Origin of the sequence: Hydrogenophaga sp. NFH-34, assembly GCF_021401345.1 — a bacterium.
GTDB classification, from domain to species: domain Bacteria; phylum Pseudomonadota; class Gammaproteobacteria; order Burkholderiales; family Burkholderiaceae_C; genus Hydrogenophaga; species Hydrogenophaga electricum.
The window spans coordinates 18594-31443 of record NZ_JACBGE010000004.1 but is presented as its reverse complement, the minus strand read 5'-3'; the positions used below and the strand labels follow the sequence as shown (position 1 = coordinate 31443).

The 12850-nt window shown below is 68.1% G+C and carries 14 protein-coding genes; 11 read left to right on the top strand and 3 right to left on the bottom strand.

What is annotated here, in order from left to right; all coding sequences use genetic code 11:
- Window positions 1-97: 97 nt before the first annotated feature.
- The 3 genes from L0977_RS04895 to L0977_RS04885 all read left to right on the top strand — a co-directional run bounded on the left by L0977_RS04895 (window position 98) and on the right by L0977_RS04885 (window position 3022).
- Window positions 98-925 carry an HDOD domain-containing protein gene (locus L0977_RS04895; RefSeq protein WP_234263675.1) on the top strand — a complete coding sequence of 276 codons (828 nt, stop codon included), beginning with the start codon at window positions 98-100 and terminating at the stop codon, window positions 923-925.
- Window positions 926-1047: 122 nt separating this feature from the next.
- Entirely contained in the window at window positions 1048-1875 is an 828-nt protein-coding gene (locus L0977_RS04890; RefSeq protein ID WP_234263674.1) for an HDOD domain-containing protein, read from the top strand.
- A gap of 31 nt (window positions 1876-1906) precedes the next feature.
- A complete protein-coding gene (locus L0977_RS04885) occupies window positions 1907-3022 on the top strand; it encodes a patatin-like phospholipase family protein (RefSeq protein WP_234263673.1) in 1116 nt (371 codons plus the stop codon).
- A gap of 18 nt (window positions 3023-3040) precedes the next feature.
- Here the strand turns inward: L0977_RS04885 and L0977_RS04880 are convergent, their stop codons facing one another.
- Both L0977_RS04880 and L0977_RS04875 read right to left on the bottom strand, forming a co-directional pair.
- Window positions 3041-3292 carry a DUF3297 family protein gene (locus L0977_RS04880; protein WP_234263671.1) on the bottom strand — a complete coding sequence of 84 codons (252 nt, stop codon included), beginning with the start codon at window positions 3290-3292 and terminating at the stop codon, window positions 3041-3043.
- Between the two features lie 41 nt (window positions 3293-3333).
- Complete coding sequence (locus L0977_RS04875; RefSeq protein WP_234263670.1) at window positions 3334-3594, bottom strand: SlyX family protein; 261 nt, start codon at window positions 3592-3594, stop codon at window positions 3334-3336.
- Between the two features lie 138 nt (window positions 3595-3732).
- Between L0977_RS04875 and L0977_RS04870 the strand changes: the two genes are divergently transcribed.
- Window positions 3733-4266 (top strand): outer membrane beta-barrel protein, encoded by a 534-nt coding sequence (locus tag L0977_RS04870; protein ID WP_234263668.1) that lies wholly within the window; start codon window positions 3733-3735, stop codon window positions 4264-4266.
- 72 nt (window positions 4267-4338) lie between these two features.
- On the opposite strand, the gene L0977_RS04865 is transcribed toward L0977_RS04870, so the two are convergent.
- A complete protein-coding gene (locus tag L0977_RS04865) occupies window positions 4339-5280 on the bottom strand; it encodes a LysR family transcriptional regulator (protein ID WP_234263664.1) in 942 nt (313 codons plus the stop codon).
- 120 nt (window positions 5281-5400) lie between these two features.
- On the opposite strand from L0977_RS04865, the gene L0977_RS04860 reads away from it, so the two are divergent.
- The 7 genes from L0977_RS04860 (at window position 5401) to gap (ending at window position 12850) form a co-directional block, all read left to right on the top strand.
- Window positions 5401-6108, top strand: a complete 708-nt coding sequence (locus tag L0977_RS04860) for an HAD-IA family hydrolase (RefSeq protein WP_234263663.1) — start codon at window positions 5401-5403, stop codon at window positions 6106-6108.
- Window positions 6109-6131: 23 nt separating this feature from the next.
- The gene (rpe, locus tag L0977_RS04855; protein ID WP_234263662.1) at window positions 6132-6839 is read left to right on the top strand and encodes a ribulose-phosphate 3-epimerase; all 708 of its coding nucleotides are present in this window, start codon (window positions 6132-6134) and stop codon (window positions 6837-6839) included.
- A gap of 39 nt (window positions 6840-6878) precedes the next feature.
- A complete protein-coding gene (locus tag L0977_RS04850) occupies window positions 6879-7973 on the top strand; it encodes a class 1 fructose-bisphosphatase (RefSeq protein WP_234263661.1) in 1095 nt (364 codons plus the stop codon).
- Window positions 7974-8130: 157 nt separating this feature from the next.
- The gene (locus tag L0977_RS04845; protein ID WP_234263660.1) at window positions 8131-9006 is read left to right on the top strand and encodes a phosphoribulokinase; all 876 of its coding nucleotides are present in this window, start codon (window positions 8131-8133) and stop codon (window positions 9004-9006) included.
- Window positions 9003-11078: a transketolase gene (gene tkt, locus L0977_RS04840; RefSeq protein ID WP_234263659.1), complete on the top strand. Its 2076-nt coding sequence runs from the start codon at window positions 9003-9005 to the stop codon at window positions 11076-11078. The genes L0977_RS04845 and tkt overlap by 4 nt, the downstream gene beginning before the upstream one ends.
- A 35-nt stretch (window positions 11079-11113) precedes the next feature.
- The gene (locus L0977_RS04835; RefSeq protein ID WP_234263658.1) at window positions 11114-11788 is read left to right on the top strand and encodes a phosphoglycolate phosphatase; all 675 of its coding nucleotides are present in this window, start codon (window positions 11114-11116) and stop codon (window positions 11786-11788) included.
- A 57-nt stretch (window positions 11789-11845) separates the two neighbouring features.
- Complete coding sequence (gene gap, locus L0977_RS04830) at window positions 11846-12850, top strand: type I glyceraldehyde-3-phosphate dehydrogenase (RefSeq protein WP_234263657.1); 1005 nt, start codon at window positions 11846-11848, stop codon at window positions 12848-12850.

Sequence of the window (12850 nt, the reverse complement as noted above, 5' to 3'; positions counted from 1 at the left end):
CCCCATCGCGTCCCGCGCTGGCCGGCCGATGTGCGACACTTGAAATCGACGAAAGCCCGCTGCCCTTTTCCCCGCGACCCCGAACACCGACAGCGCCATGGATCTCGAAGCCCTGCTCAACTACCCCCGCGCCCTGCCGGCCATGCCCCGTGCGGTGACCGAGCTGCTGGGCGAGATGAACAAGGAAGAACCCAGCCCCAAGCGCGTGGGCGAGCTGATCGGGCACGACCCGGCGCTCACCACCCGGGTGCTGCGTCTGTCGAACTCGGCGTTCTTCCGCGTCAGCCGCAAGATCGGCGATGCCGACGAGGCGGTGGCCATGCTCGGCATGACCCATGTGCGCTCGCTGGTGATGGCGGCCGCGCTGGGGGCCGGCTTCAAGAACGTGCCCGGGATCGACCTGCGCCAGTTCTGGCGCTACAGCCTGCGCGTGGCCGACATTTCCAAATCGCTGGCTGGCCTGCTCAAGCAGAACCAGGGCCTGGCCTTCACCTCGGGGCTGATCCACGGCATTGGGATCCTGGTCATGCACATCGCCATGCCCGACGCCATGCGCGTGCTGGACATGGGCTGCTCGCCCCTGTCGCTCAACCGCGCCGACGCCGAAAAGGCCCAGTTCGGGTACAGCTATGCCGACGTCGGGGCCGGCATGGTCGAGCGCTGGCAGTTCCCGCCCGAAATCGTCAGCGCCATGGCCAACCAGGTCGCGCCGTTCGAAGGCGATGCCTACGACACGCTGGGTGGGGTGCTGCACCTGGCGTCGTGGCGCGCCCGGGCCGAAGAGCTGCAGCTGGACAAGCAGGGTCTGGTCGCCACCTTCCCCGACATGGTGGGGCTGACGCTGGGGCTCGATCTGGACAGCGTGCTGGGCAAAGACCCGACGGAATGGTCGTTCAGCCAGACCATCGGTATCTTCACGGATTGAGGTCCGAGGCTGCCGGACCGACGGGTACCACCGGCAAGTGGGGAATACCCTCAAGTTCCTTGGGAAGCGGTCGATGAGGAGTTGACGGTCGTTTGCACCGGCTCCACGACGCGAGGTCCTTCATGCAACTCGAGAAGCTTCTGAAGCAGCCCAATGCGCTGCCGTCGGCCCCCAAGGTCATCCGCAAGCTGATGGAAACCTTCGAGCAGGACGAGGTGGACATCCTGCAGGCGGCTTCCTACATCGAATCCGACCCGGTGCTTACGGCCAAGCTGCTCAAGATGGCCAATTCGGCCTTCTTCGGCCTGAACCGCAGCGTCACCACCGCCAAAGACGCGATGAGCGTCATGGGGCTGATCAAGGTGCGCGCCCTGGTCATCGCGGCCGCCATGGGCGACAGCTTTCACGCGGTGGGCGGGGTCAACCTCAGCCAGTTCTGGCGCTACAGCCTCAATTCGGCCAACCTCTCGCGCTACCTGGCGCTGCCCATCCGCATCGACGAAAACAGCGCTTTCACCGCCGGCCTGGTGCACGGCATCGGTGAACTGGTGATGCACGTCGGCATGCCCGAAGCCATGATCGAGCTGGACCGGGCCGTGCCCATGCTCGACCTGAAGCGGGCCAAGGCGCAGCGCGGTCTTTTTGGCTACAGCTATGCCGACGTCGGCTCGGCACTGGCGCGCGAATGGCGCTTCCCCAAGAAGATGATCAATGCCATCGAGCATCAGGTCGCGCCCTTCGACAACGATGTGTACGAGCCCATTGCCGGGGTGATCCACATCGCTTCCTGGCGCGCGCGCGCTGAAGAGCTGTCGCTGGGCAGCGAGGGCCTGATCAACACCTACCCCGATCCGGTGGGGCTGGTGCTGGGCATCGACCCCGACACCGTGATCGGCGAAGAGATTCCCGCGCTCACGCGGAACAGGAGCAGCGACGAGGCGGTCGCCTGAGTCCGCCGCCGCTGCGCGAGAATCGGCGGCCATGCCGTCCGATCACCGTCCCGCCCTTCGTCTCTACGCCGGCCCGGCTGCCCGCCGGCACATCGAACAGCATGGCCTGCTGCCCGCCCACGTGGGTGCGGTGCCCGGGGCTGCGGGTGGGCCCAAGGGGCTGATCCTCGGTCCGCTGGACCGCCTGATCTTCGGCCGCTGGCTGCCGCGCGCCGACCAGCCGGTGCACCTGATCGGCGCTTCCATCGGTGCCTGGCGCATGGCCACCGCCTGCCTGCCGGACTGCATCAGCGGCTTCGAGCGGCTGGAGCGCGACTACATCGCCCAGGACTACGAGCTGCCGCCCGGCAGCGACCGCCCCACGGCCACGCAGGTGAGCGAGACCTTCGGGGCCAATCTGGCGCAGTTTTTCGGCGGCCACCTGGCGCAGGTGCTGCACCACCCGCGCTACCGCCTGCACGTGCTGACCTCGCGCGGGCGCCACCTGCTGCGGCGCGAACACCGCCTGCTGACGCCGCTGGGTTACGCGGGGGCGTTCCTGGCGAACGCGGTGCACCGCCGCGCGCTCGGTGCCTGGCTGGAACGGGTGGTGTTTTCCACGCCGATGCCCATGTCGCCGATACCCGCGCCGGTGCCGCTGCCGTTCGCGCCCGACGGTCTGCGCACGCGCCAGCGGCCGCTGACCGAGGCGAACTTCATGGCGGCGCTGCAGGCGAGCTGTTCGATCCCGTTCTTGCTGAAGGCCGTGCCCGACGTGGCCGGTGCGCCGCGAGGCGCGTACTGGGACGGTGGCATCACCGACTACCACCTGCACCTGCCGTACCGGCTGCCGGCGTCGTCGCCCATCGTGCTGTACCCGCACTTCCAGCGCGCCGTGGTGCCCGGCTGGCTGGACAAGGTGTGGAAGCGCCGGCACCGGCCGACACCGGCGCTCGACGGCACGCTGGTGCTGGCGCCCGACCCGCGCTGGGTGGCGGCATTGCCGGGCGGCAAACTGCCCGACCGCAGCGACTTCACCCGCTACGGGACAGACCTGGCCGCGCGCATGGCCGCCTGGGGCACAGTGGTGGCCATGGCCCGGCAACTGGCCGACGAATTCGAAGCGTGGCTGGAGCGGCCCGACCCGGGGCGGATCGAGCCGCTGTGAGGGCTGCGGCCCGTGAGGTCAGCGGTAGAAGACCTCGACCGTGCCCTTGAGCTTGATCAGCAGCGGCCGGCCCTTGCGGTCCATCGTCTTGCCGGCGGCCACGCGGATCCAGCCTTCGCTGACGCAGTATTCCTCCACGTCGAAGCGGTCGCGGCCGTTGAAGCGCACGCCGATTTCGCGCTCCAGAAACTCGGGGCGGTGGTGCGGGCTGCGCGGGTCGATGGACAGGTGATCGGGCAGTTCGGGGGTGGCGGCGGCGTTGTCGCTCATGTCGGATGAAAAGATGAAGGAACCTATCGGGGCGGAGCCCGTCAGTAGTGGGGGGGAAGTTCGTCCCGCAGGCTGCGCCAGGCCGGGCCAGTGTCGTCTTCGCGGCGTCGCCGCAGCTCGGCGACCTCGGCCTGCAGCCGCTCGATCTGGGTCTGCTGGCGCGCCACCAGGGCGTTGAGGGTGTCGAGCAGGTCTTCGGCGAAGCCGTTGCGGACTTCGAGCTGCTCCAGGCGGCGCTCGGTGTCGTCCGCAGACGCGGTGGACCCCGTGGCCTGGGCGCGGTGGGAAGAGTCGGATGCCATGGCCGCGAGCGTAACAGGCTTGCGGCGGGTGGCGCCGCTGCACCGGGCCCGGTTGCTTCCGGTCACGTCTGCAGGCCCCCGCGTGAACGTCTGAACCTTTACACTGTCTGTCCAACCGTTTCCTCACAAGGAGGCCACATGCGCACCAAAACCATTCTGACGGGCCTGATGGCCGCTTCCACCCTGGGCCTGGCGTCCACCGCCCAAGCCCAGAGCATCTATGGCGAAATCGGCTACATGGGACTGGACGTGGGGGCCCGTGTCGGCGGGGTGGGTATTTCCGCCAAACCGGCCAACCTGCGCGGCATCATCGGTTTCGACCTGGGGCCGCTGGCCATCGAAGGCATGACCAGCGTCAGCGAACGCGACGACACCGTGCGCGTGGGCGGCCTGAACACACCGATCCGCACCAAGGTGGACAACATCTCCGGGGTGTTCCTGAAACCCAACCTCAGCCTGGGCAATTTCGAGATCTTCGGCCGCGTCGGCGCGGCACGCACCAAGCTCAGCGTGGGCGGCGAAAAGGCCAGCGGCACGTCGCTCGCCTATGGCGCCGGCATCCGCTTCAACCTGACCGACAACCTGACGCTGGGCGCCGACTACATGAACTTCTACGACAAGGACCGCATCACGGTCGAGGGCGTGAGCATCGGCCTGGGCCTGAAGTTCTGACCGCCTGCGCGGCGTTTTCTTCCAGGGCTGCCTCCGGCAGCCCTTTTTGTTTTCAGGCCACCGCGCGGCGCTTCACTGGGGTTGCGGCAGGTGCAGCAGGCGCCCGTAGGTGTCGGCCAGGAAGCGCTCGGCGCGTTCGAGCATGAAGTAGCGGAACGCTTCGGCGGCGGGGGAGAGCAGCTTGGAGAGCGTGTGCACCACGTTCCAGGCGCGCACCACCGGGGCGCCTTCCACGTCCAGCGTGGCGATCAGCCGGTGTTCCAGTTCCAGGCCGATGGTGTGCAGCGACAGGAAGCTGATGCCCATGCCCGCCATCACGGCCTGCTTGATGGTTTCGTTGCTGGTCATCTCCATCACCACGCGCGGTTCCATGCGCGAGCGTTCCAGGAATTTCTCCATCGCGGCACGGGTGCCGGAGCCCCGCTCGCGCAGGATGAAGCCGTAGGGCCGCAGCGATTCCACGGTGGGGTGGCCCACGCGCAGCAGCGGGTGGTCGGTGGCGGCCACGAACACATGCGGGTGCGCGGCGAAGGGCTCGGCCCGGGTGGCCAGTTCAGTCGGGGGGCGGCCCATGATGGCGATGTCGACCTCGTTGCCCTGCAGCATCTTCACCAGCCGCTCGCGGTTGCCGACCTCGAGCCGGATTTCCACGCCTTCGTGTTCGTGCTGGAACCCGGCCAGCAGGCGCGGCAGGAAGTACTTGGCGGTGCTCACCATGCCGATGGTCAGGGTGCCGGTCTCCAGCCGCTGCAGGCGCGCGGCGGCGTCTTCGGCGTCCTTCAGCGTGGCGAGCATCTTGCGCGCATAGACCAGCATGTATTCGCCCGCGGTGGTCAGGGCGACCTGCCGGCCGCTGCGCTCGAACAGGGGCAGGCCGACGTGGCCTTCCAGCTCCTTGACCTGCATGGTCACGGCGGGTGGGGTCAGGTGCAGGGCCTCGGCGGCGCGGGCAAAGCTCAGGTGGCGCGCCACCTCGGTGAACACGCGCAACTGCCGGAATGTGGCGTTCTTCATTAAGTGATACCTGAATTGAAAATGAAGAATATGTGAATTTACCTTATCAATCAAGGCTTCTACAGTCCGTCAAACCCGTGAATTTCCACGGCATGAAAAAAACGACGAGACGACACCGCCATGCTCCAGGCCCTGATCTTCGATGTGGACGGCACCCTGGCCGACACCGAAAGCCTGCACCGGGAGGCCTTCAATCACGCGTTCGCGCAGGCCGGTCTGGGCTGGCACTGGGACGAGGCGCTCTACACCGGGTTGCTGGAGGTGTCGGGTGGCAAGGAGCGGTTGCTGCACTACTGGCGCTGCGTGCAGCCGGACCTGCGCGAGCTGGAAGCCGGCGCGGTGCAGGCCACCATCGACCGCCTGCACGCGGTCAAGACCGCCTGGTACGAAGACGCGGTCGGCCGCGGTGCGGTGGCGCTGCGCCCCGGGGTGCTGGCGCTGATGGACGAGGCGCGCGGCCAGGGGCTGCAACTGGCGATCGCCACCACCACCTCGCCGGTGAACATTGCGGCCCTGCTGCGCACCGCCATCGGGCCTGACTGGCGCCTGCATTTCCGCGCCGTGGGCGACGCCAGCAACGCGCCGGTCAAGAAGCCGCACCCGCAGGTCTACCGCCAGGTGCTGACCGACCTGGGCCTGGCGCCAGAGAACTGCGTGGCCTTCGAGGATTCGGCCAACGGCCTGGCCGCTGCGGCCGGCGCCGGGCTGCGCACGGTGATCACGCCGACGGCCTTCACCGCCCACCACGATTTCGCCGACGCGCTGCGCGTCGTTCCCGACCTGGGCCACGTGAGTCTCGCGCGCTTGCGCGAATGGCTCCGCGCCTGAACCCTGCCTAGCCTTCGTTTGCCATGAGTGCCATCCGCATCGCCCCGTCCATCCTGTCTGCCGACTTCGCCCGCCTGGGCGAGGAGGTGCGCGCCATCGAAGCCGCCGGCGCCGACCTCGTGCATTTCGACGTCATGGACAACCACCATGTGCCCAACCTCACCGTCGGACCGCTGGTGTGCGAAGCCATCCGCCCGCACGTGAAGATCGGCATCGACGTGCACCTGATGGTCGAGCCGGTGGATGCGCTGGTGCCGCTGTTCGCCAAGGCCGGCGCCAACCTGATCAGCTTCCATCCCGAGGCCAGCCGCCACGTCGACCGCACGCTGCAGCTGATCCGCGACCACGGCTGCAAGGCTGGGCTGGTGTTCAACCCCGCCACGCCGCTGGCCTGGCTCGACCACGTGATGGACAAGCTCGATCTGGTGCTGCTCATGAGCGTGAACCCGGGCTACGGCGGCCAGGCCTTCATCCCGTCCACGCTCGGCAAGCTGCGCGCGGCGCGCGAACGCATCGACGCCCACATGGCCGCGACCGGCCGTGAGATCTGGCTGGAGGTGGACGGCGGCGTGAAGCTCGACAACGTGGCCGAGATCGTGCGCGCCGGCGCCGACACGCTGGTGGCCGGCAGCGCCGTGTTCGGCGCCCCCGACAACGACGGCGGCTACCGCACCGTGATGCGCCAGCTCCGGCAGGCCGCCGGGCCGTCGCCGGCCATGCCGCGCCTCTGAACCCGACCGAATGTTCCCTTCCGCGAAAGACCCGCTCCCATGACCACCCGCCGTCGCTTCACGCTGACCCAGTACCTGATCGAACAACGCCGCCGCTTTCCGTCGGCCAGTGGCGACTTCAACGCCCTGGTGCTCGACGTGGCCCTGGCCTGCAAGGCCATCGCGCGTTCGGTCGCCTTCGGCGAACTCGGCAGCGTGCTCGGGAACCCGGTGGCCGACGTGGCCACGGGCGTGAACGTGCAGGGCGAGGAGCAGAAGCGCCTGGACGTGGTGAGCAATGCCTACTTCACCGAAATGACGGAGTGGGGCGGCCACCTGGCGGGCATGGCCTCGGAGGAGATGGACCACCCTTACCAGATTCCTTCGACGCACCAGCGCGGCAAGTACCTGCTGGTGTTCGACCCGCTCGACGGTTCGTCGAACATCGACGTGAACGTGACTGTCGGCAGCATCTTCTCGGTGCTGCGGGCGCCGCAGGCGGTGATCGACAGCGGGCGCGACGTGGTCGAGGCCGACTTCCTGCAACCCGGCACGCAGCAACTGGCGGCGGGCTACGCGCTCTACGGCCCGACCACCATGCTGGTGCTGACGGTGGGCAACGGCGTGGCCGGCTTCACGCTGGACCCGAACCTGGGCCAGTTCATGCTCACCCACCCCCAGCTGCAGGTGCCCGAAGACACGCAGGAGTTCGCCATCAACGCTTCCAACACCCGCTTCTGGGAGCGCCCGATCCGGCGCTACGTGGACGAGTGCCTGGCCGGCCGCACCGGTCCGCGCGGCAAGGACTTCAACATGCGCTGGATCGCCAGCATGGTGGCCGAGGCGCACCGCATCCTGATGCGCGGCGGCGTGTTCATGTACCCGCGCGACACCAAGGACCCGAGCAAGCCCGGCCGCCTGCGGCTGCTGTACGAGGCCAACCCCATCGGTTTCATCATGGAGCAGGCGGGCGGGCGCGCCAGCACCGGCCGCGAACCGATGCTGACGGTCGAGCCCACGTCGCTGCACCAGCGCATCGGTCTGGTGTTCGGCTCGCGCAACGAAGTGGAACGCATCGAGCGTTACCACCGCGAGCCGGCGGCCTCCAGGGACGACAACCCGCTGTTCGCCGAGCGCAGCCTCTTTAGGGATTGAGGCCACGCAGAACCCTGACTCGAAACAGACCCGCGGCGCACGAAGGGCCTTGACCAGAAAACCGCCGGGCCGGCTTTGCCGGACGGCTGGAGTTGCCCCCGGAAGGGGGTGACGCCGAAGGCGGCGCGGGGGAGATTTTTAACTTCGGAGCCCTCTCATGTCTGAAAGACATCCCATCATCGCGATCACCGGTTCGTCCGGTGCCGGCACCTCGACAGTGACGCGCACCTTCCAGAACATCTTCCGCCGCGAAGCCATCGAGGCCGCCGTCATCGAAGGCGACAGCTTCCACCGCTTCGACCGCCAGGCCATGAAGCAGCGCATGGCCGAGGAAGAAGGGCAGGGCAACCGGCACTTCAGCCACTTTGGCGCCGAAGGCAACCTGTTCGAAGAGCTGGAGACGCTGTTCCGCGACTACGCGGCCACCGGTTCGGGCCGCTGCCGCAAATACCTGCACAACGCGGCCGAGGCCGCGCCGTACGGCCTGGAGCCCGGCACCTTCACGCCGTGGGAGCCGCTGCGCCCGGACACCGATGTGCTGTTCTACGAAGGCCTGCACGGCGCGGTGAAGACCGACACGGTCGACATTGCGCAGTACCCGGACCTGCTCATCGGCGTGGTGCCCTCGATCAACCTGGAGTGGATCCAGAAGCTGATCCGCGACAAGACCCAGCGCGGCTACAGCCAGGAGGCGGTGGTCGACACCATCCTGCGGCGCATGCCCGACTACGTGAACTACATCGTGCCGCAGTTCGGCCTGACGCACGTGAACTTCCAGCGCGTGCCGGTGGTGGACACCTCCAACCCCTTCATCGCGCGCGACATTCCCACGGCCGACGAGAGCGTGTGCGTGATCCGCTTCGCCAAGCCCAAGGGCATCGATTTTCCGTACCTGCTGTCGATGATCGACGGCGCCTGGATGAGCCGCGCCAACACCATCGTGGTGCCCGGCGGCAAGATGGAACTGGCCATGCAACTGATCTTCACCCCCTTCATCTGGCGCATGCTGGAACGCCGGAGGAACGCGTCATGAACACCCCTTCGACATCTCCCGAACAGGCCCGCCGCCTGGCCAATGCCGTGCGCATGCTGGCCGTCGACGCGGTCGAAAAGGCCCAGTCCGGTCACCCGGGCGCGCCCATGGGCATGGCCGACATCGCCGAGGTGCTGTGGCGCCGCCACCTGCGCCACAACCCCGGCAACCCGAAGTGGGCCGACCGCGACCGCTTCGTGCTCAGCAACGGCCACGGCTCCATGCTGATCTACGCGCTGCTGCACCTCACGGGCTACGACCTGCCGCTGAGCGAGCTGCAGAACTTCCGCCAGCTGCACAGCAAGACCGCGGGCCACCCCGAGGTGGGCGTCACGCCCGGCGTGGAAACCACCACCGGCCCGCTGGGCCAGGGCATCAGCAACGCGGTCGGCATGGCGCTGGCCGAGAAGCTGCTGGCGGCCGAGTTCAACCGGCCGGGCCACACCGTGGTCGACCACTTCACCTACGCCTTCCTGGGCGATGGCTGTCTGATGGAAGGCATCAGCCACGAAGCCTGCTCGCTGGCGGGCACGCTGCGGCTGTCCCGGCTGATCGCTTTCTATGACGACAACGGCATCTCCATCGACGGCCACGTCGAGGGCTGGTTCACCGACGACACGCCGCAACGCTTCCAGGCCTACGGCTGGCACGTGATTCCGGTGGTCGATGGCCACGATCCGGTCGCGATCGAGGCGGCCCTGGTGCAGGCGCGGCAACAGGCGCAGCGCCCCGACGGGCGCCCCACGCTGATCTGCTGCCAGACCGTGATCGGCATGGGCGCGCCGCACAAGGCCGGCACGCACGACGTGCACGGCGCCCCGCTGGGCGCGGTGGAAGTGGCCGCCACGCGCGCTGCGCTGGACTGGACGGCCGGGCCGTTCGAGATCCCGGCCGACGTGGCCGAGGCCTGGGACGCGCGCGCCGCCGGCCAGGCGCTGGAGCGCGACTGGCGCCAGCGCTTCGAGGCCTACCGCACCGAGTTTCCCGACGAGGCGGCGGAGTTTGAGCGCCGCATGGCCGGCGATCTGCCGGCGGACTTTGCCGAGCGCCTGCCCGCGCTGCTGGAAGCCGTGGCCGCGCGCCCCGAGGCGGTGGCCACGCGCAAGGCCAGCCAGAACGCGCTGGACGCATTGGCGCCGCTGGTGCCGGAGTTCTTCGGTGGCAGCGCCGACCTGACGGCGTCCAACCTCACCAACTTCAAAGCTTGCACCCGCGCCGGGCGCGACGCCTGGGGCAACCACCTGAGCTACGGCGTGCGCGAATTCGGCATGGCCGCGATCATGAACGGCATCGCGCTGCACGGCGGCTACATCCCCTACGGCGGCACCTTCCTGACCTTCAGCGACTACAGCCGCAACGCCATCCGCATGGCCGCGCTGATGAAGCAGCGCGTGATCCACGTGTTCACGCACGACTCCATCGGCCTGGGCGAAGACGGCCCCACGCACCAGAGCGTGGAACACGTGCCCAGCCTGCGCCTGATCCCGCACCTGGACGTGTGGCGGCCGGCCGATGCGCTGGAGACCGCCGTGGCCTGGGTCTGTGCGCTCGAACGGCGCGACGGGCCGAGCGCGCTGTGCCTGTCGCGGCAGAACCTGCCGCGTGTGACCGAAGGCGTGCTGGCCGGCCACATCCGCAAGGGGGGCTACGTGCTCAGCGACATGGAGTCGCCCCAGGCGGTGATCGTTGCCACGGGTTCCGAGGTCGAGATCGCGCTGCAGGCGCAGGCCCTGCTGGCGGCCGACGGCGTGCGCTGCCGCGTGGTTTCGATGCCGAGCACCAACGTGTTCGACCGGCAGCCGCGCGCTTACCAGGACAAGGTGCTGCCGCTGTCGCTGCCGGCGGTGGCGGTTGAGGCTGCTCATCCCGACTTCTGGCGCAAGTACGTGGGGCGCACGGGCATGGTCGTGGGCGTTGCCACCTTCGGCGAGTCGGCGCCGGCCAAGGTGCTTTACCGGCACTTCGGCGTGACCAGCGCGCGCGTGGCCGATGCCGTGCGCACCCTCGTGCACCGCGCCGCGCACCGGCGCGAAGAGCCCCTGCCCGAGCAGATCGTGCCCGGCCTGCACTGACGGCCGTTCCCCTCCGAGACCCCCTGGACGACGCGATGACCCCGCCCCTTTACGACCTGATTCTTTTCGACCTCGACGGCACGTTGGTGGAAACCGCGCCGGAAATCGCCGATGCCGTCAACGATGCGCTGGCCCACCTGGGGCGTTCGCCCGTCACCCAGCGCCAGGTGGACGACTGGATCGGCCACGGCACGCGCGAGCTGCTGATCCAGGCGCTGGCCCACACCGGGCAGCAGCCGCCCGATGCGGTGCGCCACGACCCGGGGTTTGCCGATGCCGAGGCGGTGTTTGCCCGTTGCTACGAACAGCGCTGTGGCACCCGCAGCCGCCTGTACCCGCGGGTGCGGGAGACGCTGCAGGCGTTGCGTGCGGCCGGTGTGCGGCTGGCGGTGGTGACCAACAAGGAGGCGCGCTACACCCGCCCGGTGCTGGCCGCGCACGGCCTGGCCGACAGCTTCGACCAGGTCATCAGCGGCGACACCCTGCCGGTCAAGAAGCCCGACCCGATGGCGGTGGACGACTGCCTGCGCCGCTTCGGCGTGGGGCGCGAGCGCACGCTGTTCGTGGGCGACTCCTCCATCGACGTGGCCACGGCCCGCAATGCCGGCGTGGCGGTCTGGGCGCTGCCCTATGGCTACAACATGGGGCAGCCCATTGAAAGCTGCGACCCGGACCGCGTCATTCCCGACATCGCCGCGCTGTTGGCCTGAGCCGGCCAGCACCGCATCCCTTTTCTGGTTCATTTCATTCAAGGAGCCCTTCAGGCCATGGCTATCAAAGTCGGTATCAACGGATTCGGCCGCATCGGTCGCAACGTGCTGCGCAGCGCGATCCAGAACTTCCCGGACATTCAGATCGTTGCCATCAACGACCTGCTCGAACCCGAATACCTGGCCTACATGCTGCAGTACGACAGCGTGCACGGCCGCTTCAAGGGCAGCGTCAGCGTGGAAGGCAACACCCTGGTGGTCAACGGCAAGAAGATCCGCCTGACCGCCGAGAAAGACCCGTCCGCGCTCAAGTGGAACGAAGTCGGCGCCGACGTGGTCATTGAATCCACCGGCATCTTCCTGGACAAGGCCGGCGGCGAAAAGCACCTGGCTGCGGGCGCCAAGAAAGTCATCTTCTCCGCCCCCTCCAAGGACGACACCCCCATGTTCGTCTTCGGCGTGAACGACAAGACCTACGCCGGTCAGACCATCATCTCCAACGCCTCCTGCACCACCAACTGCCTGGCCCCCGTGGCCAAGGTGCTCAACGACAAGTGGGGCATCAAGCGCGGCCTGATGACCACCGTGCACGCTGCCACCGCCACACAAAAGACCGTGGACGGCCCCAGCAACAAAGACTGGCGCGGTGGCCGCGGCATCCTGGAAAACATCATCCCGTCCTCCACCGGTGCCGCCAAGGCCGTGGGCGTGGTGATCCCCGAGCTGAACAAGAAGCTCACCGGCATGAGCTTCCGCGTGCCGACCTCCGACGTGTCGGTGGTCGACCTGACGGTGGAACTCAACAGCGAAGCCAGCTACGAAGAGATCAAGGCCGAGATGAAGGCGCAGAGCCAGGGCGCGCTCAAGGGCGTGCTGGGCTACACGGAAGACAAGGTGGTGGCCACCGACTTCCGGGGTGAGACCTGCACCAGCGTGTTCGACGCCGACGCCGGCATCGCGCTGGACAAGACCTTCGTGAAGGTCGTGAGCTGGTACGACAACGAGTGGGGTTACTCCAACAAGTGCCTGGAGATGGCACGTGTGGTGGCACGCGGCGGCTGA